Source organism: Streptomyces sp. WM6386 (assembly GCF_000972385.1).
Classification (GTDB): Bacteria; Actinomycetota; Actinomycetes; order Streptomycetales; family Streptomycetaceae; genus Streptomyces.
This window is the reverse complement of the sequence record NZ_JXTE01000021.1, coordinates 1-20,476: the sequence shown is the minus strand read 5'-3', so window position 1 is coordinate 20,476 and position 20,476 is coordinate 1. Positions and strand designations below refer to the sequence as shown.

Below are 20,476 nucleotides of genomic sequence, written 5' to 3'. Positions count from 1 at the left end.
TGGGTGGGTCGGCACATCCGGCGTTTGGGAGGAGAGGTCTGTGGACTTCGGAATTGCCGCTGAGGATGAGGCCTTCCGCGCGGAAGCTCGGGCTTGGCTCAGCGAACATGCCTCGGCTGGTCTGGACCGTCGCGGTTGGGAGCGAACCCTCGGGAAAGCCGGGTGGATCGGGCTGGGATGGGGCGAGGGCGGGTACGGCAATCGGACCGCCACGCTCACCCAACAGGTCGCCTGGGCCGAGGAGTACGCGCGGTCCTGTGCGCCGCCTCGTTCCGGGCACATCGGGGAGAACCTGCTGGCGCCCACTCTGCTCGCACATGGCTCGCCCGAGCAGAAGGGGCGCTTTCTTCCGGCGATCGCCGCCGGCGACGAACTGTGGTGTCAGGGGTACAGCGAACCCGGGGCGGGGTCCGATCTCGCCGGGATCCGGACGAGGGCCGAGCGTGCCGGGGACGGTACGTATCGCGTCACCGGGCAGAAGATCTGGACGTCCCTGGCGCGGGAGGCCGACTGGTGTTTCGTGCTGGCCCGCACCGACCCGGGGTCCAGCCGCCATCGTGGCCTGTCCTTCCTGCTCGTTCCCATGGATCAGCCGGGGCGGATCGAGGTGCGGCCCATCCGGCAGATGACCGGCACCAGTGAGTTCAACGAGGTGTTCTTCGATGGTGCGCACGCGCGCGTGGAGCATGTCGTCGCAGGTGAGGGGGCCGGGTGGCGGGTCGCGATGAGTCTGCTCGGGTTCGAGCGGGGAGTGTCCACACTCGCCCAGCAGGTCGGGTTCGCCGCCGAGTTGGGGCGGGTGGTGCGGGCGGCCGTCGACAGTGGGGCGGTGGGTGATCCCGTCGTACGGGACCGGCTGGTCCGGCAGTGGGCCGAGCTGCGGGTGATGCGGTGGAACGCCCTGCGGACGCTGGGGACTTCGGGGGACGCCGGCGCCTCCAGTGTCGCCAAGCTGCTGTGGGGCGGATGGCATCAGCGGCTCGGGGAGCTGGCCATGCAGGTGCGGGGGGCGGCGGCGGGGGTCGGGCCCGCCGACTGGTCGGTCACGGCGCCGTACGAACTCGACGTGTTTCAGCATCTGTTCCTGTTCTCCCGGGCCGACACGATCTACGGCGGCTCGGACCAGGTTCAGCGCACGATCATCGCCGAGCGGATGCTCGGGCTGCCGAAGGAACCCAAGGGGGTTGTTTGACATCCTCCCCTCCCCGGCAGGAAGGGGATTCCTGGCTCAGGCTGCCTCCGGGAGCAGCGCCCCCGAAGGACTTGCACCCTCAGCACCAGCCGGGTTGAGACCAGCCCGGACGAGCATCACGCGGGCAGAGTTCTTGTCCCTCGAGGACACCGCTCCGCACGTGGTGCAGGTGTAGGTACGTTCAGAAAGAGGAAGTGCGTGCTTGGTTCTCGCTCCGCACGACGCGCAGTCCCTGGTGGTGTGCGCGGGATGCACGAGGCGAATGTCCCGCCCGTGCTTACGGCCCATTTCGATCAGGGCCTGCTTTGTGGCGCCGATCGCCGCGTCAGCGGCCTTGCGGGCCATGGTGGTCTTCGCGAGGAACTTAGGCCGGAAGTCCTCCACTGCGACGGCGTCGTGATCGCGCACGACGCGCTTGGCCCATTTGCGGCTGGTGTCCTGTCGCTGTCGGGCGATCTTGGCGTGGGTTTTTGCGCGCTCTTTCTTCGCCTCGCGGTGACCCTTCGACGACGCCTGTCCCTTCTTCGGCTTGCGGCGGGCCACCATCCGGTCGTACCGGGTCAACGTCGCCTGGGCCTTCCTGCCGTGCTGCGGGTGGGGGAGGTCGTGAGCGTCGCTGGTGGTAGTAGCGGTTTCCTTGATGCCCCAGTCCACGCCGAGCACTCTTCCCGAGGCGGGCAGCGGCTGCACCTCGGTCGCGACAACGAAGGAGGCGTACCAGTGCCCCCCCGCATCCTGGTACACCCGGACCGAGGAAGGAGCGGCGGGGAGTTTGCGGGACCACACCACCGTCAGGGCGATGCCCCCGGCGAGGTGCAGCCGGCCGTCCTTCAAGCGGAAACCCCGGGTGGTGTAGTTCAGTGTCGGGGTCGCTTCGCGCTTCTTCTTATGCCGGGGCATGCCTGCGCGCTGCTTGATGGGCAGCCGGTTGTCGATGTCTTTCAGGGCTTTGGAGCGGGACTTGGCGAAGTCCCGAATGATCTGCTGCTGTGGGCACGCTCGCGCCGTTGCGGAGCCAAGGCGTGCGGGCGCGGGCGTCGGTCAGCATCTTGTCGAGCTGGGCCGGGCCGCACGTCAACTGATCTGCTGGATGGGCGTGGTTATGGCCGTGTGTCCAGCGGGACTTGGCGACGCATTCGTTCCAGATCCACCGGCAGCGGTCCCATTCGACGAGCAGGGCGCTGCGCGCGGTCGACGACACGCGGAGCCGGTAGGTGTACCGAGCGTGCCCGGCACTCTGCTCTGCTTTCTGCCGTGTCGACATGGTGTCGCTTTACCACCATTGAAAAGTCGGGAAGACACTACTCTGGAGTCATGGATGAAGAGAAGCGCATCACCCTCCGCCTGCCCGCTGATCTGCACGAGTGGCTGGTCGAACAGGCCAAATCTGCCCGCAGGTCTCTCAACTCCGAGATCGTCTACTGCCTGGAGGTCAAGCGAGCCGCCGTCGAGGCAGGCGCCGAATCGTCCTGACCGCGACTCGGCTTTTCCTGCCTCCCTCTGCAGGGCTTCGATTCCTCCCTGGCCTGACGGCCAGGGTGTCCTCGGAGGAACCCGGTGATGCGCGGCGTGGTGTTCGACGGAAAGCGGGTCGAGGTCGTCGACGACCTGGAGGTACGGGGACCGGGGCCGGGAGAGGTGCTGGTCGCCATCGCGGCGGCGGGGCTGTGTCACAGCGATCTGTCCGTGGTGGACGGGACGATTCCCTTTCCGGTGCCCGTGGTGCTGGGACATGAGGGGGCAGGGGTCGTCGAAGCCGTGGGGGACGGGGTTTCGCATGTCTCGGCCGGGGACCATGTGTCCCTGTCCACGCTGGCCAACTGCGGCACCTGCGCGGACTGCGACCGAGGGCGGCCGACCATGTGCCGCAAGGCGATCGGGCGGCCGGGGCAGCCGTTCACGCGGGGTGGGCAGCCGGTCTTCCAGTTCGCGTCCAACTCCGCCTTCGCCGAACGGACCGTGGTGAAGGCCGTGCAGGTGGTGCGTATCCCCCAGGACATCCCGCTGCCCTCCGCCGCGCTCATCGGGTGCGGGGTGCTGACCGGGGTCGGAGCCGTGCTCAACCGGGCGAAGGTGGATCGCGGGGACAGCGTCGTCGTGATCGGTACCGGGGGCATCGGGCTCAACGTCCTCCAGGGAGCACGGATCGCGGGGGCGCTGCGGATCGTCGCCGTCGACGCCAACCCCGCCAAGGAGGCGGTGGCGCGGCAGTTCGGGGCGAGCGACTTCCTGACCTCCACGGAGGGCGTGCGGGAGCTGCTGCCGACGGGGGCGGACCATGTCTTCGAGTGCGTCGGGCGGGTGGAACTCGTCCGGCAGGCCGTCGATCTGCTGGACCGGCACGGTCAGGCCGTGCTGCTCGGGATGCCGGCGGCCGGGGCCGAGGCGTCCTTCGTCGTGGCGTCCATGTTCCTGGACAAGTCGATCCTGGGATGCCGGTACGGGTCGTCCAGGCCCCAGCGGGACATCGCGCTGTACGCCGAGCTGTATCGGGAAGGACGGCTGCTGCTGGACGAGTTGGTGACGCAGACGTATCCGGTCGAGGAGTTCGAGCGGGCGGTGGCGGACGCGGAGGCGGGGAAGGTGGCCAGAGGGGTGCTGACCTTCTGAGGGGGTGCTGGTCCGCTGAGGGGCGCTGGCGTTATGGACATGCCAGGGGTTTTCCACAGGTGCCGGAAAACCCCTGGGGCGCTGTCGGTGCCGGGCCGTAGCTTCGACTCATGACCTACCGAGACGTCGCCACCAAACAGGTCCTCATCTGGGCCTGGACCGCCACCGCCGCCCGTATGCCGGTCGCCATGGCCCCGTTGGCGCTGGTCTTCCTGGTGCGCGAGCGGCCCGGTGGCTACACGCTGGGCGCGGCGCTCGCGGCGGCGTATGTGATCGGCGAGATCATCGGGGCGCCGGTGCTCGGGATGCGGATGGACCCGGCTCGGGGCCGTCGGCATCTGGTGCTCGGGCTCGCGGGCGGGGCGGTCGGGTTCGCGGGGCTCGGGGTGCTGGCCGGGGCGCATCCCGTGGTGCTCGGGGTGTTCGCGTTCCTGGCCGGGGCGGCTCCGGCCGCGGCCGCCGGAGGGCAGCGGGCCCTGCTGACCTCGCTGGTCCCGGAGCGATCCGTGGCACAGGCGCTGTCCGCCGAGTCGATGCTGATGTCCGGGGTGTGGGCCGTCTCCCCGGTCGCGGTCGCCGGGCTCGCCCTCGGGGTCGCGCCGCGTCTCCCGCTGCTGCTCGGGGCCGCGTTGATGGCGCTGTCGATCGTGGGGCAATGGTGGTTGCCGGCCGGTTGGGACACGGGCGAGCGGGGCGGGGAGTCGGGCCGGATCGGAGTCCTGCTGCGGGCCTGGCCGGTGTATGTCACGGGTGCGGCGAGTCTCACGCTGCTCGGTCTGGCGGAACTGACGTTGCCTGCCTTGTTGGAACAGCGCGGCATCGGGGTCGGCTGGTCCGGGCCGATGCTGGCGGGCATGGCGATCGGGGCGGGGCTCGGGGCGTTCCTGTACGGGCTGCGGTCGTGGCCGGGGCGGCTCCGGGGGCGCAGTGTGGTGCTGATGTGTGGGATGTCGGTCTTCGTGAGCCTCGCCGCGCTGATACCGGGGGCGGCCGGGATCGCGGTCGCCCTCGCCCTGGCGGGCACGCTCCAGTCGGGTGCTCTGATCACCCGCAACCTGTCGCTGCGGGAGGCGGTGCCGCCTGGCGCGCTGGCCGCGGGATACTCCGTGATGTACGCGGCCGCGGGCGCGGGGTACGCGGCGACCGGGTCCCTGGCCGGCGGGCTGCTCCAGGTGGTGACGCCGTCCACGGCGATCCTGGCGGGCGTGGTGCTGACGTTGCTGTTGACAGCGCTCGGGTGGTGGGGAGAGGTACGGCGGGAGGGTGCGGGGAGAGCAGGGATACGGCGGGAGGGTGCGGGGTCGGTGGCCGATGCCGTGAGCTCGGGTGCCGTGGCGGGCCCAGCTGTCGGGATCGCCGGGTCGGCCGCTCCTGACGCTGTCGCGGGCTCCGGGGCCGTGGCGGACCTGCCCGTCGATCCCGCTGGGCCGGCTGTTGCCGGTCATGCCGTCCGCGATGGCTCAAGCCCCGCCGCGGGCTCAGGGGCCGTGGCGGACCCGCCCGTCGATCCCGCTGGACCGGCTGCTGCCGCTGACGCCGTCCTGCAGGGCTCGCGTGCCGCCGCGGGCCTGCCCCTCGAGGGCGTCCTGCTGGGCTCGCATGCCGGTGCCGGCCTGTCCGTCGATGCCGTCCGTGATGGCTCAGGACCCGTCGCGGACCTACCCGTTGATCCCGCTCCCCGTGCGGAAGGTGCGCCGGTAGCTGGTGGGGGTGACGCCGAGCGCCGCCTGTAGGTGCTGGCGCATCGACTGGGCCGTGCCGAAGCCGGCGTCGCGGGCGATCTGGTCGACGGAGAGGTCGGTGGACTCCAGCAGGTGCCGGGCGTGCTCCACCCGCTGCTGGGTGAGCCACTGTCCGGGGCTGATGCCGACCTCCTCGCGGAAGCGGCGCGTGAAGGTCCGTACCGACATCGACTCCTGCTCGGCCATGTCCCGCAGCTGGATCGGCTCGTGGAGGCGGCCCAGTGCCCAGGCGCGGGCGGTGGTCGTGGTGGCCAGCTGGGGCTCCGGTACGGGGCGCCGGATGTACTGGGCCTGGCCGCCCTCGCGGTGCGGCGGTACGACCGTGCGCCGGGCCACCGCGTTGGCGACGGCGCTGCCGTGGTCGCGGCGGAGCATGTGCAGGCACAGGTCGATGCCGGCGGCGACGCCCGCGGAGGTGAGGACGTCGCCGTCGTCGACGTACAGGACGTCCGGGTCGACCTTGATCTGCGGGAAGAGCCGCTGGAGGTGCTCGGCGTCGGCCCAGTGCGTGGTGGCGGGGCGGCCGTCGAGGAAGCCCGCGGCGGCGAGGACGTAGACGCCGGTGCAGATGGAGGCGAGCCGGGTGCCGGGGCGGATGTGGGCGAGCGCGGCGGCCAGCTCGGGGGTGAGGACACCGTCCTCGTAGACCGGGCCGAACTCGTAGGACGCCGGGACGATCACGGTGTCGGCGGTGGCGAGGGTCTCCGGGCCGTTGGCGACCATGACGTCGAAGTCGGAGTCCGTGCGGACCGGGCCCGGTGGCCGGATCGAGCAGGTGACGACCTCGTACAGAGGCCGCCGCAGGTGGTCCCTGGGGCGGTCGAAGATGCGGTGCGGGATGCCGAGCTCGAAGGGGAGCAGGCCGTCCATGGCGAGGACGACGACGCGGTGCGGGCGGAACGCTTCCTCGGAGATGGCCATGGCCCGATCCTAACGAATGCTGTCCTTCGGGCCAGTGGATCCGCGGGCGGCCAGGCCGGAAGCTCTATGTCGTGACCCAGACAACCGAAGCCGCCGAACAGGCACCCCGCACCGGAAAGAAGCCGCGCCGCATCCACCGTGCGTGGTTCGTCGCCGCCGTCACCTTCGTGACGATCATCGGCGCGGCCGCCTTCCGTTCGTTGCCCGGACTGCTCATCGACCCGTTGCACGAGGACTTCGGCTGGTCGCGCGGCACGATCGGCGCGGCCGTCTCGATCAACCTCGCGCTGTACGGGCTCACCGCCCCCTTCGCGGCCGCGCTGATGGACCGCTACGGCATCCGCCGGGTCGTCGCCGTGGCGCTGACCGTGATCGCGGTCGGCTCGGGGCTGACGGTGTGGATGACGGCGGCCTGGCAGCTGCTGCTGTGCTGGGGCCTGCTGGTCGGTCTGGGCTCCGGCTCGATGGCGCTGGCGTTCGCGGCGACGGTCACCAACCGCTGGTTCACCGAACGGCGCGGCCTGGTCACCGGCATCCTGACCGCCGCCTCCGCCTCCGGCCAGCTGATTTTCCTGCCCGTGCTGTCCTGGATGGTCGAGAAGCACGACTGGCGCCCGGCGGCCGTCACGGTGTCCCTGGCCGCCCTCGCGGTCGTCCCCTTCGTCTGGCTGCTGCTGCGCGACCACCCGGCCGACGTGGGCCTGAAGCCGTACGGGGCGACGGAGTTCGTGCCCAAGCCGGAGCCCGTGCCGGGCGCCGCCCGCCGCGCGGTCAGCGTGCTCTTCAAGGCCGCCCGCACCGGCCCGTTCTGGCTGCTCGCCGGCACTTTCGCGATCTGCGGCGCCTCCACCAACGGCCTGATCCAGACCCACTTCGTGCCCGCCGCCCACGACCACGGCATGCCCATCACGGCGGCGGCCTCGCTGCTCGCGGTCATCGGGGTGTTCGACGTGGTCGGCACGATCGCCTCGGGCTGGTTCACCGACCGCTTCGACGCGCGCCGGCTGCTCGCGGTGTACTACGCCCTGCGCGGCGTCTCGCTGCTGTTCCTCCCCATGCTGCTCGGGCCGAGCGTCCACCCCCCGATGCTCTTCTTCATCGTCTTCTACGGCCTCGACTGGGTCGCCACCGTCCCGCCCACCGTCGCCCTGTGCCGCGAGCACTACGGCGACGACAGCGCGATCGTCTTCGGCTGGGTCCTCGCCTCGCACCAGGTCGGGGCGGCGCTCGTGGCCTTCGTCGGCGGAGTGGTGCGGGACGTCTTCGGTGAGTACGACATGATCTGGTACGCGTCCGGGGCGCTGTGCGCGGCGGCGGCGCTGATGGCGCTGGTGATCCGGCGGAGGCCGACCGCGCTGGTCCCGGCCGTGGCCTAGGTCAGGTCCTAGACGAACCGCCCCTTGTGGAACAGCAGGGGTGCCCGGTCCTCGTCGCCCGTCCCCAGCGCGTCCACCCGGCCCACCACGATGAGGTGGTCGCCGCCCGTGTGCACCGCGTGGATCGTGCAGTCGATCCACGCGAGCGTGTCCGCCAGGCGCGGTGAGCCGGACGCCGGTGCCGGGTCGAAGGCGACGCCCGCGAACTTGTCCGCGCCGCTCACCGCGAAGCCACGGCACAGCTCGCCCTGGTGGTCGGCGAGGACGTTGACGCAGAAGACCCCGGCGCGGGCGATGCGGGGCCAGGTCGTCGACGTACGGCCGACCATGAAGGCGACGAGGGGCGGGTCGAGGGACAGGGCGGCGAAGGACTGGCAGGCGAAGCCGGCGGGGCCGTCCTCGCCGTCGGCGGCGGGTGAGGTGACGACGGCCACGCCGGAGGCGAAGTTCCCGAGCACCCGCCGGAACTCGGTCGGTCCGACCGGCGCACGCTCGTCCTCGCGGACACAGCGCAGCTCGGGCCGCGGCAGTGTCTCCACGGGCGCCGCGCCGGCCGACCGGAGGTAGCGGACGGCGGCCTCGGCCATACCTGCTTGTCCCATCACACCTCCCATTGAAGCTGACGGTTCGTCAGATAGGAAGGGGTCTGCGAAGGCGGCGAAGGCGACTGCGTACGCTGCGCGCATGGGGTGGGGAGACATACGGCGGGAGCTCGGGCGTGCCCGGCGGGCCGGGGACTCGGTCGCGGTCAACGCGGCCGCGGCGGTGGGGGCGGCACAGCTGCCGGCCGCCCTTCTGATCGGGTACGTCGGCATCACGACGGGCGATGACTACGGCGGCTCGGGCTCCGCGTTCGGGCTGGTCTGTCTGTTCCTCCTCGCGCCGCTGTGGCTGCCGTTCGCGGGGCTGCTGCACGCGTGTGCGCAGACCCTGCCGGCCGCCGTGCTCGCCCGGATCGGCGTCCGCCGCGCCCGCGGACCCGAGTGGGCGTGGCACCTGGCGTGGGCGACGGTGCTCGGAGCGGTCTGGGCGGGCGCTGTCGCCGTGCCGAGCGGCCTGCCGTTCGCCGCCACGGCCGCCGTCCTCGTGGCCCTCGGGATCCTCCCGGTGCTCGGTGTGGCGTACTTCAGGCGCGGCGGCCGGTCCCGCGAGCGGGCATGGGGGTGTGCGGGGACCTGGATCCTGTCGGCGGGCGTCTCCTTCGTGCTGTTCATGGTCGTCTTCGGGGGCGCCGTACTGGCCACCGAGACCGGGATCGTCAAGGAGTACGAGCCCCCGACGCTGTCCGACGGGCAGCTCACCGGCGTATGGCGTGGCAGGGACGGCGCGGTCCTGCGGCTGGACCCGGGCGGACGGGCCGGACTCACCGCGCTGCCCACCGTGTCGGAGCACGACGACTGGTTCGCCGACCCGCCCTACACCGTGTGCGAGGGAACCGGCGCCTGGGAAGTGCTGCGGGGGGACAAGGGCGAGGACGCGGACCGTGACGGCGTCGGCCTGCGCATCGACGGGGGATGCGGGACGCCGACGCTCTGGACGATCGGTGGCACCGAGCGCGAGCCCGAGCTGTTCGTCCTGTTCGGCGACCCGGACGCGGGGGCCCTGCGGATCCTCACGCGGGACTGAGTCACCGCCCCCGGAACTCCGGGCTGCGCCGCTCCACGAAGCTCGCCACCCCCTCCTGGGCGTCCGCGGTCGTCATGTTGATCTCCTGCGCGGCAGCCTCCGCGGCGAACGCGGTGGCGCGGTCACTGTCGAGGGAGGCGTTGACGAGCTGCTTGGTCAGGACGAGGGCGCGGGTCGGCCCCGCGGCGAGGCGGGCCGCCCATTCACGGGCCGTCTTGTCCAGCTCCCCGTCCGGCACGACCCGGTTGACCAGGCCGAGGCGCTCGGCGTCGGCGGCGCTCAGCGCGTCGCCGAAGAGCATCAGTTCCTTGGCGCGCTGCGGGCCGATCAGCCGGGTCAGCAGATACGCCCCGCCTCCGTCCGGCACGAGTCCCCGGCGCACGAACACCTCGATGAACCGGGCCGATTCGGCCGCGAGGACGAGGTCGCAGGCGAACGCGAGGTGCGCGCCGATGCCCGCCGCCGTCCCGTTCACCGCGGCGATCACGGGCTTCTCGCAGTCGAGGACGGCCGTGATCAGCCGCTGGGCACCGAGCCGGATCGTGCGGGCGACGTCACCGGGGACACGGTCGCCCGCCGTGGGCGCCCCTCGTAGATCCGCGCCCGCACAGAACCCCCGCCCCGTGCCGGTCAGCACGACGGCCCGCACATCCGGGTCGCCGGAGGCGTCGCCGAGCAGCCGGATGAGGCGTTCCCGCTGGTCAGGGGTGATGGCGTTGAGTGCTTCGGGGCGGTTGAGGGTGATGCGGCAGACGTGATTGTCAGTGGTGTGCCGTATCCATGACTCAGCGGAGTTTTCCGGCTCTTGGGGGGAATCGGGCATGTTCATCTCAGCGACACACCGCCAGCGCGTCCAGTGCCACGGCGCCCTGCCCACGGGGCAGCACCATCAGCGGATTGATGTCCAGCTCGGCCAGCTCGTCCCCGAGCTCCAGCGCCATGCGCTGCACCCGCAGGATGACCTCGACGAGCGCGTCGAGGTCCGCCGGGGGGCGCCCCCGGACCCCGTCCAGCAGGGCCCGCCCGCGCAGCTCACCGCACATGTCCCGGGCCTGTTCCTCCCCGAAGGGGGGCACGCGTACGGCGGTGTCGCGCAGGACCTCGACCAGCACCCCGCCGAGCCCGACCGTGACGGTCGGCCCGAAGAGGTCGTCGTGGGTGACGCCGACGACCATCTCGACACCTCGCTCGACCATCTGGCAGACCAGGACCCCGTCCAGGGAGACACCCTCGTAGCGTGCGATGTCGGTCAACTCCCGGTAGGCGTCCCGGACCTGGCTGGCGGACGTGAGCTCGATCTTCACGAGGCCGAGCTCGGTCTTGTGGGCGATCTGCGCGCCGGACGCCTTCATCACCACCGGGTAGCCCACCTGGCCCGCCGCCCGTACGGCCGCCGCGGCACTGGTCACCAGCTGCTCGCGCGGTACGCGGATGCCGTACGCCCGCAGCAGTTGCTTCGCCGCGTGCTCGCTCAGCTGTTGGCCCGGGCGCATCAGGGCCTGCGCCTTGCGGAAGGAGGGGGACGTGGTGCGCGGGGCCTCGTCGAGGGGGGAGTGGTAGCCGGTGACGAAGCGGTGGTGGTCGAGGTAGGCGCGGACCGCGGTGATGCAGTTCCCGACCGTGCGGAAGGTGGCCACCCGGGAGGAGCCGAGGAGGACCTCGCGGTAGGCCGGCTCGGTGCCGACCGGGGAGCCCCACACCACGCAGACCAGCTTGTCCGTCCGCTCGGCCGCGTCCACCAGGTCCTGGACGAGCTTGTCGCTCAGGGGTGGGAACGGGCCGGTGACCGGGCAGATCAGCACCCCGACCGCCGGGTCGTCGAGGATCGCGTCGATGATCTTCCGGCCGCGCCAGTCGCCGACGGGATGGCCGCCGTTGTCCACGGGGTTGGCCACGTTCAGGTACTCGGGTATCCACTGGTGCAGCTCGGCCTGCTTGGTGTCCGAGAGCGTGGGCAGCCTCAGCCCCGCCTCCGTCGCCAGGTCGGCGAAGTGCGCGCCCGTGCCGCCCGAGATCGAATAGACGACGACCCCTTCGGCGTGCGGCGGGCGGGCGCGGGCCAACAGGGCGGCGGTGTCCTGGAGTTCGTCGAGACCGTCGACCCGGATCACGCCGTACTGCCGCATCGCCGCGTCCACCACCGCGTCCGCGCCGGTCAGCTTGCCGGTGTGGGAGGCGGCCGTGCGGGCGCCGGTCTCGGTGCGGCCCACCTTGACCGCGACCACCGGCACCTTGCGGCGGGCGGCCCGGTCGGCGGCGAGCAGGAAGGAGCGGCCGTCCTTCAGCCCCTCGACGTAGCAGGCGATGGCGCCGACCTCGGGCCGCTCGGCGAAGTAGGAGAGGAAGTCGGCGGTCTCCAGGTCGGCCTCGTTGCCGGTCGGCGCCCAGTGCGAGAGGCGGATGCCGAGTTCCTGGAGGGCGAAGACGGGACGGCCCTGGTGCCCGGACTGGGTGATGAGGGCGATCGCCGGTCCGTCGAGGTCGGCGCGGAACCGCTCGAAGGCGTTGAGGTTGGTGTTGGGCCCGAGCAGCCGCATCCCCGACCGTCGCACGGCCGCGGAGAGCCGGGCCTGGGCGGCGGCGCCCGCCTCGCCGGTCTCCGCGAACCCGGAGGCGAAGACGACGGCGAACTTCACCTTGGCTTCGGCCAGTTCCTCGACCACGGGCAGGGGGTCGGCGACCAGCAGCACGGCGAGATCGACCTGTTCGGGCAGGTCGGCGACGCAAGGAGAACAGGGGATGCCGAAGACGGACGGACGAGTGGGGTGCACCGGGTGCAGACGGGCTCCGACCCGCTCGGCCCAGGCCACCAACTGCCGGGTGACACCGGTGTTCGGGCGCCCCTCGGCGTCGGAGGCGCCGATCACGGCGACCGACTCCGGCCGGAAGAACCGGTCCAGATCGGGGACGTCGCAGTACAGCGGCCGGCCGCTGACGTCGAGGTCGTCGACCTCGGCCGGCCTGCCGTGGACGGCGGGCCCGGGTTGCTCGCCGCAAGCGATGACCCGGGCCCGGCGGGAGTCGGTGGTGAGGGTGCCGTGGGTTGATCCAAGCATCGGTCCGCCCGCTCCTGTGTGACAGCGATTAACTGACGCAGTGTCAGATTAAAGGAACTGACACGGTGTCAGGAATGGCTGTGCACACAAAGTTGGGCAGAGCACGCCGGCGGCATCGCTCACAGCACCGCCAGCACCTCCTTCGCCACCCGCTCGCCCGACCGCACCGCACCGTCCATGAACCCCATCCAGTGGATGGAGGTCTCCGTGCCGGCCCAGTGGATGCCGCCGACGGGAGTGCGCAGGGAGGGGCCGTACTGGGTCAGGACGCCCGGGGCGGCGATGGAGACGGGGCCGCCGCGGGTGTAGGTCTCGTTGTTCCAGCGTTGCAGGACGAAGGAGGTGGGGGAGGCCGCTTTCGCGCCGAAGTAGGTCGTGTAGTCCTTCAGGACGGCCGCCTTGACCTCCGCCTCGCTCGCCCCGTCGTACTTGCGGGCCTCGTCGGCCTCGATGAAGCCCATCAGGGCGCCGTAGGAGGCGTCGGGCGGGGAGTTGTCGAAGGTGGAGCTGACGACGCCGGTGTCGCTGACGACCTGGCCGTTGAGGCCGTCGGCCCGCCAGAAGGGGGTGTCGTAGATCGCGATGGCCTTGCCGACCGAGGCCATCGGCAGCCGCTGGGTGAGCTGGTCGCGGGAGGCCGGGAGCAGCGGGTCGTAGGTGATGCGGGCGGCGATCGGCGGGGGCACGGCGACGACGACCTTCTTGGCGGTGACGGTGGTTCCGTCGGCCGTCACGACGTACTTGGCGCCGGACTTGGCGATGGTGCGCACCGGGGCGTTCAGCACCACCCGGTCGCCGAGGGTGGCGGCGAGCTTGATCGGCACCAGCTGGGAGCCGCCGACGAAGCGCAGTTCCTGGGCGCCGTTCGCGGTCTCGGTGAGGCGTTCCAGGGTGCCGACGTTGGTCTCGTTGCCGGCGGCGGCGATGTAGAAGAGCACGAACAGGAAGGAGAGTTCGCGGGGTTCGGCCGAGAAGATCGAGGTGCAGGCCACGTCGAAGAGAAACTTGGCCGACGGGACGACGGCGTTGGCGCGCAGCCAGGTCTCGAAGGTCTGCCGGTCCCACTCGTCGGCCTTGGCGGCGGTCCAGGGCGCGTCGACCGGTATCTGCTTGGCCAGGTCGTCCAGGGTGGCCTGCACGATCGCGGCGTTGGCGAGGCCGGCCGCGTCGATGGGCGGGACCGAACCGAGGAGGCCGTCGGTGGCGTACGCGGTCTTCTTGCCGTCCTTGTAGAGGAGGTTCTTGCCGGTGTTGTAGGTGGCGAAGGTTCCCACGCCGAGGGAGTCCGCGAGGGCCTTGATGCGGTCCTGGGTGGGGCCGATGAACTCGCCGCCGCCCTCGGTGACCCCGCCGTTCGCGAGCGGGAGGTTCACGACCCGGCCGCCGACGCGGTCACGGGCCTCCAGGACGACCACGGACTTGCCGGCCGCCACCAGGTCGCGGGCCGCGGTGAGGCCGGCGAGCCCGGCGCCGATGACGACCACGTCGGCCTCACGGGTGGCCGCGGCGGCGGGCGAGGCCGCGGTGCCGGCGAGGGCGGCGGCACCGGCTGTGGCGGCGGCACCGCCCAGCAGGGTGCGGCGGGAGAGCCGGGAGGGCTGGGGGAGTTGGGGGAGCTGTCTTTCGCGTGCCACGTGCATCCTCCGTCAGGTGCGAGAGGTTGGAGTGGAGCCAGAACATGAACAGTGCTCACATTCTGGCCCCATGCGGTGGCGCCGTACAGCACTCTCGCCACTTCTGACCCAGGAGTAACGAGAGGAGTACGTCAGCGAGTTGAGGGTTCCTGCGTCAGACGGGCAGTCTGGAGACCTGCCGGGCCCCGTCCTTGGCGATCGCCTTCGCGATCTTCTCCGCGTCGATCGACAGTTCCCGGAAGGTGCCGCTTATGGGAGTGACGTAGCCGCTGAAGAAGAGGCCCGGCGCGTCCTTCGGGCTGCGGGCGCCGTTGACCACCGGCAACCCCCTTGTGTCGAGGACGTCGAGGTGGCCGACGAGGTCCTCCAGGGAGCGGGCGTATCCGGTGGCCGCGATCACGGTGTCCGGGGTGATGCGGGTGCCGTCGGCGAGGAGCACCTCGTCCTTCTCGAAGCCGTCGACGGCGGCCACGACCTCGACCTTGCCCTTGCGTACGGCGTCGATGAGGCCGACGTCCTGGACGGGGATGGCGCCCTCGTGGACCCGGGTGTAGAGGCCGGTGTCGGGGCGGGGCAGGCCGTGCTCGGACAGGTCGGGCACGCTGAGCTTCGCCATGGGCCGGGCGAGCCGGTCGACGAGCCCGACCGGCAGCCGTCGTACGAGCACCCCCGTGTACTGGGCGGCCCAGCCCGCGGTCGAGCGGCGGACGATGTGCGGGGCGGTGCGCACGGACAGCCGGACACGCTTCGCCCCGCCCTCCACCAGGTCCACGGCGATCTCGGCACCGGTGTTGCCGACACCGACGACCAGGACGTCCCGGCCGGCGTAGGGCTTGGGGTTGCGGTAGTCGGCGGCGTGCACGACCTCGCCGGGGTACGAGGAGAGGCCGGCCCAGTCCGGCACCAGCGGCGTGTGGTTGTAGCCGGTCGCCACGACCACCGCGGCGCCGGTCAGTTCGCGGCCGCCGGTGGCGTGCAGGAGCCAGCCGGTGCCGTCGGGGGAGCGTTCGACGCGGGAGACCTCCACGCCGGTGACGATCTCCAGCTCGTGGTGCTCGGCGTACTTCTCCAGATAGCGGACGACGTCGTCGCGTGAGACCCAGCGCCCGAACCGGCGCGGCATCGCGAGCCCCGGGAGGGCCGAGAGGCGGCGGGTGGTGTGCAGGTGGAGCCGGTCGTAGTGGCGCCGCCAGGACGCCCCGACGCGGTCGGACTTCTCCAGCACCACGGCACGTATGCCCTGGGCCCGCAGCGCGTGGGCGACGGCGAGCCCGCCCGGACCGCCACCGATGACGTACACGGGGCGGGCGGTGGAGGACGCGGAGGGCGCTGCGGAGTCGGCCATGTGCGCGAGCGTAATCAGGGTTCCGGTTGATGGGTCTCGGTCAAGACCGGAATTGGTTTCGGATTGATCACGCCTGTAGGAGGAGTGGGTGGGGCTCGTGGCGTACGTCACCTGGTTGTGCTGAAGGAGTGTGGAAAAGCCACGGCGCCGAGTCCGCGTACGCGGAGGCTCGGCGCCGTGGTGGGCGGTGGCCGGGAACTTATGACGGGAAACCGGCACCGCGTCCTGGGGGCCTGTACGGCCGGGGGCTACCGCTTCTTGTGGCCCGTCACCTTGGCGATCCAGGTGATGAAGTCGCCCGGGTCGGTGTTCGCGCCGTGGCCCTGGTCCCAGTAGTAGAGGTGGTCGACGTCGTCCCCGAGGCCGTTCGCGGCGGCGGCGAGGTTGGCGGAGACGACGTGCGAGGTGTCGGTGTCACTGGTGCCGAGGCGGATCCACCAGTGCTTCGAGCGGCCCGGGTTCTTCCGCTCCAGGTGGTACATCGGGTTCATCTGGTTCAGCTTCTCGGGGATGTCGCTCGCGACCCGCTTGCTGCTGAGGCCCGTGGAGTCGTTCTTGGCGCCGTACGCCGTGAAGTGGCGGCTCACGGTGGTGCCCGCGCCGAACTCGTTGTTCTCGCCGGCCGACAGGTCGAAGGCGTCGAAGGCCGGAACGCTCTTCTTGCGGGCGCCGACGTGGGTGAGGAAGTCGGCCCAGGAGAAGGTCGCCTTGCCGCCGGACCAGGTGATGAAGGTGTTCTTGGCCAGGTACGTCTCACGGTCGGAGGCCGAGAGGGCGGCGAGGTAGGCCGTCGCGGCCGGCTCCATGTACTGCTTGAGCAGGTACGCGTCGTAGTTCCGGGCGGTCAGCGTGCCGAAGCGGCCCAGGCCCCCCAGCTTCAGGGACGCCTGGTACTCGGCGAACTGTGCCTGGAGCTCCTTCGAGACCGCCTGGTCGACCTGCTTGCCGGTGCTGAGCTCGTTGGTGCCCCAGTTCCACTCGTAGGCGCCGTCGGCGTGCTCGAGGTCGGTGATCGGGCACCAGGCGCCGGTCGCGAAGATCGCGTCGGAGGTGTCGGCGGCGCCGAGCGCCTTGAGGTCCTTGTCGTAGAGCTTGCTGTCGCCGGAGGCACCGAGCAGCGCGGAGACGGCGCCGCCCGCGCTGGTGCCGGCGGAGACGATCCGGTCGGTGTTGCCGGGGATGCGGCCCTTGTTGAAGCGGATGTACCGGACCGCCGCCTTCAGGTCGACGATCACGGTGGGGGCGGTGCCGTAGTACTCGCCGGAGGAGTTCTTGAGGGTACGGCCGCGGGCGCCGGGCTCGATGACGACGTAGCCGGCGGCGAGGGCGAGGAGCTGGTTGCTCGCGGTGGCACCGCCAGTGGCGTTGGTGTTCGCGTTGGGGGCGGTGCCGGTGGAGGCCGAGGCGCTGGGAGCGCCGCTGGGAGCGCCGCCGCCGGGCATGCCGCCTCCGGTCATGCCCCCGGCCCCGATCCCGGTGGCGTCCGCCACGGAGGACGGCATGTACCCGCCGACGGAGTTCGCGAACAGGATCGGCGCGTTCGAGGCGTCGACCGTCGTGCCGTCGATCTTGACGGGGACGCTGACGATCAGGCTCTGGTACTTCTCGTCCACCGGCTTGGCGACGTAGGTGATCGCCTTCCAGAAGTGGTAGGTCACCGAGTGCTCGGTGCCCTCCGTGTCGGTGACGGTCGTCGTCAGCTCCGTGTAGGCGTCCTTGTCGAAGACCAGGGTGTCCGAGGAGGACGAGCCGCTGTCGGTGTCCGACGCCTGCGCGTTCAGGGCGATGCCGCCGATTGCCGCGACACCGGCGGTCGCGCCGATGCCCACCACGACGCTCCTGCGCTTGACTGCCCTGTGCTTCACGGTGATGCCTCTCGCTCGCACGATCCCGGGATCGCTGTGATTTCTCCTTGCGTCTGCGAACGTAGGCGAGTGCTGACAAGATTGCCAACAATCTCGTCGTATTCATTGTGGACGCACAGCTTCGGGGCCGCCGCACAGGTTTCCCCCACGCGAAACACACGGTCTTCCCCGCGAGGCCTTATCTGACGTACCGTCAGATCCATGGACTCCATCTGGCTCACCGGCGCGCAATGGCTGGCCCTGCTGCGGATCGGGCTCGGGCTGTGGTGGCTGGAGAGCTGGCGGCACAAGGACAAGAAGGGCTGGTTCGAGCGGGGGACCGGCATCGCGTGGGCGGCCGACGTCGCCGCGAAGCACCGCTGGAACGCGGTCCGTTCGGGATTCGAGGTGGTGGTCGCGCCACGGCCGCGGACGATGGCGTACGTCGTCGTGTACGCGGAGTTGGCGGTGGGGCTGGGATTGGTGGCCGGCCTGCTGACACCGGTGGCTCTGGTGGGCGGGCTGCTGCTCAACGTCCTCTACTTCACGCTGATGATCCACGACTGGGCCGAGCAGGGGCAGAACGCCATGATGGGGCTGATATCGGTGGTCGCGCTGTTCGGGATGTCCTGGCAGAGCTGGTCGCTGGACGCGGCGCTGGGGCTTTTCTGAGGGAGGGGCTCCTCATGGACGCGCGCTTCGATCTGCCGGAGGCCGACGCTTTCACGCGCACGTACTGGGAGGCGGCCGAAGAAGGGCGGCTGCTCGTACGCCGCTGCGGGGCGTGCGGACGTACCCACCACTACCCCCGCGAGTTCTGCCCGCACTGCTGGAGCGAGGACGTGACGTGGGAGCCGGCGAGCGGCCGGGCCGAGCTCTACACCTGGTCCGTCGTCCACCGCAACGATCTGCCGCCCTTCGGGGAGCGCACGCCCTACGTCGCCGCGGTCGTCCAACTCGCCGAAGGGCCACGGATGATGACGGAGCTCGTGGGCGTCCCGCCGGAGACACTGCGGGCCGGCATGGCGCTGGAGGTCGATTTCCGGCAGGGAATCCCGGTGTTCCGGCCGAGACGATGAGATGTTCCGCCGGAGAGGGGTGATCGGCGGCCCTCCTTCCGTATTCAATGGCCCGATGGCCCATACACGTGAACGGTCCCCGAGCCACCCCGCTCCCGAACTGCTCGGCCACGGGCTGCGCCTGCGCCACTGGGACGCGGACTCCGACGCCGATGCCGAGACCTGGCTGCGCGGCCGCTCCGACCCCGAGTTCCGGCGCTGGAACACCCCCCTGAAGGCGATCGCCGACCTCGACGACGCCCGCGCCTCGCTCCGCGCGGGCGCGGCGGCCGCGGCGGACGGCGTCAGCGTCTCCTTCCGCGTCACGGACGCGGTCAGCGACACGACACTGGGGCACGTCGGCGTCCACGAGATCGACCACGTCGTACGCGTCGCCCGCGTCGGCTACTGGGTCCTCCCCGAGGCCCGCGGCCACCGCGTCGCCGCCCGCGCCCTCACCCTCGTCGCCCGCTGGACCTTCACCGACCTCCGCCTCCACCGCCTCGAACTCGGCCACGCACTCGGCCACGACGCGTCCTGCCGGATAGCCGAGCGCTGCGGATTCCCCTACGAGGGGACGCTCCGGGGCGCGATGTTCGAGGCGGGGCGGCAGGACGCCTTCCGGGATGTGCATCTGCATGCCCGGTTGGCCACGGATCCGGAGGTGGCGGGCCGATGAGGGGAAGGGGCGTGGCAAGGGGGAGCGGCGCGGTGGGCGGGGGTGCGCGATGAGGTGGGTGGTGATCGAGGATCCCGGTGAGTTTCTCGACGTTGCCGGAACCTTCCTGCACTCGCGGCCGGTGCTGCACACCGTCCCGCTGACGGTGACCGAGACGCTGCGGGTGCGGGGGCCGCACGTGGCCTTCTGGCCGGTGGCCTTGTTGTGCAGGTGTACGGCCCTGGACTTGGCGACGCATTCGTTCCACACCCAGCGGCATCGGTCCCACTCCGCCGCCAGGGCGGTGCGAGCAGCGGGCGACACACGCAGCCGGTGGGTGTACCGGGCATGCCCGACCTCCGCAGCCACCCTCACCTGCGTCATCTCGCCCCCACGGTCCCCGTCCGGGACACCGTGCCGTCCCGAACTCTTGGATGGACCATACGTACGACAGCAGCACAAACGCCCCCGTTCCCACAGCCACCACCCCGACCAGCGATCACAGGCACACGCGTTCGCATCACCTCGGCAAGGGCCGACTGCCGACGGGCGCTCCGCGCCCTGCACCGGATGCGGCGACGCTCCGCGTCGCGACAACCGGATACGACTCCTCCCCGGCGTGAACGCCAGGGCCTCCACGCAAGAAGCAGGTGAACGTCGGTCGGGTGGGCGGGTCGCGGCGGTGATCGGCAGACGTGGGCCCGTCCCGTCAGGGCCAGAGCAGCGTCGACGTCCACTCCTCCTCCCCCGTACGGCGATACGCCAGCCGCACATGGCGCCGCCGGGCGTCCCCCTGGAAGAACTCCACCTCCTGCGGGGTCAGGCGGTACAGGGTCCACGTCGGGACCGGGGCGTCGGGTCGTGACTGGGCCTCGGTCCAGGCTGTCCCGGAGGCCTCGGCCAACTCCTCCAGTGAGCCAAGGACTTCGCTCTGGCGGCCGGTGAGCGCGGCGGCCAGGGCGCCTGTCGAGCGGGCGTGGAGGTCGGCCTGGCCCTCCTGGGAGGGGGCCGCGGTGACCGGGCCCCGGACGCGGACCTGGCGGCCCAGGGTGGGCCAGTAGAAGCCGAGGGCCGCGTAGGGGCGGGCCGCGAGGTGGTGGCCCTTGCGGCTGGTGACGTGGGTGGCGAAGGTCCAGCCCGTGGTGTCGGCGCCGTGCAGCATCACGGTGCGTACGTCCGGGTGGCCGGCCTCGTCCGAGGTGGCCAGGGACATCGTGTGCGGTTCGGACTGGCCGGCCGCCACCGCCTCCGCGAACCACTGGGTGAAGAGGGGGAGTGGTTCGGCGGGGGCCGTGGCCGGGTCGGGTCTGCCGGGGGGCGTTTTTGAGGGCGGTCGTCGAGGTGATGGGGGCGAGCATCCGGGACTCCTTCGTCTGGGCGTCCCGGCTGGTGCTGCGCGCGCACGGCCGGGTGT

The 20,476-nt window shown here is 71.3% G+C and carries 17 protein-coding genes and 2 pseudogenes; 9 read left to right on the top strand and 10 right to left on the bottom strand.

Translation table 11 applies throughout. The annotated features are described in order from the left end of the window. Positions 1 to 40 precede the first annotated feature (40 nt). On the top strand, positions 41 to 1,192 hold the full coding sequence (locus TN53_RS15395) for an acyl-CoA dehydrogenase family protein (RefSeq protein WP_046259034.1): 1,152 nt from the start codon (positions 41 to 43) through the stop codon (positions 1,190 to 1,192). Positions 1,193 to 1,228: 36 nt separating this feature from the next. Here the strand turns inward: TN53_RS15395 and TN53_RS15390 are convergent. After that, a pseudogene (locus TN53_RS15390) lies at positions 1,229 to 2,456 on the bottom strand (RNA-guided endonuclease InsQ/TnpB family protein). Between the two features lie 50 nt (positions 2,457 to 2,506). On the opposite strand from TN53_RS15390, the gene TN53_RS46815 reads away from it, so the two are divergent. From TN53_RS46815 to TN53_RS15380, 3 genes are all read left to right on the top strand, one after another. Beyond that, positions 2,507 to 2,665 carry an Arc family DNA-binding protein gene (locus TN53_RS46815; protein WP_107080555.1) on the top strand — a complete coding sequence of 53 codons (159 nt, stop codon included), beginning with the start codon at positions 2,507 to 2,509 and terminating at the stop codon, positions 2,663 to 2,665. 87 nt (positions 2,666 to 2,752) lie between these two features. Further along, positions 2,753 to 3,802 carry a Zn-dependent alcohol dehydrogenase gene (locus tag TN53_RS15385; protein WP_046259033.1) on the top strand — a complete coding sequence of 350 codons (1,050 nt, stop codon included), beginning with the start codon at positions 2,753 to 2,755 and terminating at the stop codon, positions 3,800 to 3,802. 110 nt (positions 3,803 to 3,912) lie between these two features. After that, positions 3,913 to 5,535: an MFS transporter gene (locus tag TN53_RS15380; protein WP_324609614.1), complete on the top strand. Its 1,623-nt coding sequence runs from the start codon at positions 3,913 to 3,915 to the stop codon at positions 5,533 to 5,535. Here TN53_RS15380 and TN53_RS15375 read toward each other — a convergent pair. Continuing rightward, positions 5,461 to 6,465 (bottom strand): GlxA family transcriptional regulator, encoded by a 1,005-nt coding sequence (locus tag TN53_RS15375; RefSeq protein ID WP_046259032.1) that lies wholly within the window; start codon positions 6,463 to 6,465, stop codon positions 5,461 to 5,463. The two genes, TN53_RS15380 and TN53_RS15375, sit on opposite strands and share 75 nt — an antisense overlap. A gap of 71 nt (positions 6,466 to 6,536) precedes the next feature. Here TN53_RS15375 and TN53_RS15370 point away from each other — a divergent pair, with 71 nt between their 5' ends. Next, positions 6,537 to 7,841: an MFS transporter gene (locus TN53_RS15370; RefSeq protein ID WP_046259031.1), complete on the top strand. Its 1,305-nt coding sequence runs from the start codon at positions 6,537 to 6,539 to the stop codon at positions 7,839 to 7,841. Between the two features lie 8 nt (positions 7,842 to 7,849). Here TN53_RS15370 and TN53_RS15365 read toward each other — a convergent pair whose 3' ends face one another. Continuing rightward, a complete protein-coding gene (locus TN53_RS15365) occupies positions 7,850 to 8,443 on the bottom strand; it encodes a flavin reductase family protein (protein ID WP_046259030.1) in 594 nt (197 codons plus the stop codon). 82 nt (positions 8,444 to 8,525) lie between these two features. Between TN53_RS15365 and TN53_RS15360 the strand changes: the two genes are divergently transcribed. After that, positions 8,526 to 9,467, top strand: coding sequence for a hypothetical protein (locus TN53_RS15360; protein WP_234441602.1), 942 nt, complete (start codon positions 8,526 to 8,528; stop codon positions 9,465 to 9,467). A gap of 1 nt (position 9,468) precedes the next feature. Here the strand turns inward: TN53_RS15360 and TN53_RS15355 are convergent, their stop codons facing one another. The 5 genes from TN53_RS15355 to TN53_RS15335 all read right to left on the bottom strand — a co-directional run bounded on the left by TN53_RS15355 (position 9,469) and on the right by TN53_RS15335 (position 17,367). Further along, complete coding sequence (locus TN53_RS15355) at positions 9,469 to 10,290, bottom strand: enoyl-CoA hydratase/isomerase family protein (RefSeq protein ID WP_046259111.1); 822 nt, start codon at positions 10,288 to 10,290, stop codon at positions 9,469 to 9,471. Between the two features lie 7 nt (positions 10,291 to 10,297). After that, the gene (locus TN53_RS15350; RefSeq protein WP_046259029.1) at positions 10,298 to 12,523 is read right to left on the bottom strand and encodes an acetate--CoA ligase family protein; all 2,226 of its coding nucleotides are present in this window, start codon (positions 12,521 to 12,523) and stop codon (positions 10,298 to 10,300) included. Between the two features lie 119 nt (positions 12,524 to 12,642). After that, a complete protein-coding gene (locus TN53_RS15345) occupies positions 12,643 to 14,157 on the bottom strand; it encodes a flavin monoamine oxidase family protein (RefSeq protein WP_046259028.1) in 1,515 nt (504 codons plus the stop codon). A gap of 154 nt (positions 14,158 to 14,311) precedes the next feature. Continuing rightward, positions 14,312 to 15,502 (bottom strand): flavin-containing monooxygenase, encoded by a 1,191-nt coding sequence (locus tag TN53_RS15340; protein WP_046259027.1) that lies wholly within the window; start codon positions 15,500 to 15,502, stop codon positions 14,312 to 14,314. Positions 15,503 to 15,750: 248 nt separating this feature from the next. Then, complete coding sequence (locus TN53_RS15335; protein ID WP_234441601.1) at positions 15,751 to 17,367, bottom strand: subtype B tannase; 1,617 nt, start codon at positions 17,365 to 17,367, stop codon at positions 15,751 to 15,753. Between the two features lie 201 nt (positions 17,368 to 17,568). Between TN53_RS15335 and TN53_RS15330 the strand changes: the two genes are divergently transcribed. The 3 genes from TN53_RS15330 to TN53_RS15320 are packed head-to-tail and all read left to right on the top strand — an operon-like array spanning position 17,569 to position 19,083. Beyond that, positions 17,569 to 18,018 (top strand): hypothetical protein, encoded by a 450-nt coding sequence (locus TN53_RS15330; protein ID WP_046259025.1) that lies wholly within the window; start codon positions 17,569 to 17,571, stop codon positions 18,016 to 18,018. 14 nt (positions 18,019 to 18,032) lie between these two features. Beyond that, complete coding sequence (locus TN53_RS15325; protein ID WP_046259024.1) at positions 18,033 to 18,425, top strand: Zn-ribbon domain-containing OB-fold protein; 393 nt, start codon at positions 18,033 to 18,035, stop codon at positions 18,423 to 18,425. Between the two features lie 55 nt (positions 18,426 to 18,480). After that, a complete protein-coding gene (locus TN53_RS15320) occupies positions 18,481 to 19,083 on the top strand; it encodes a GNAT family N-acetyltransferase (RefSeq protein WP_046259023.1) in 603 nt (200 codons plus the stop codon). 171 nt (positions 19,084 to 19,254) lie between these two features. On the opposite strand, the pseudogene TN53_RS48325 reads toward TN53_RS15320, so the two are convergent. Beyond that, a pseudogene (locus TN53_RS48325) lies at positions 19,255 to 19,446 on the bottom strand (RNA-guided endonuclease TnpB family protein); the annotation flags it as partial. A gap of 325 nt (positions 19,447 to 19,771) precedes the next feature. After that, a partial coding sequence (locus TN53_RS15315; RefSeq protein ID WP_107080556.1) for a pyridoxal 5'-phosphate synthase occupies positions 19,772 to 20,476 on the bottom strand: 705 nt, incomplete at its 5' end.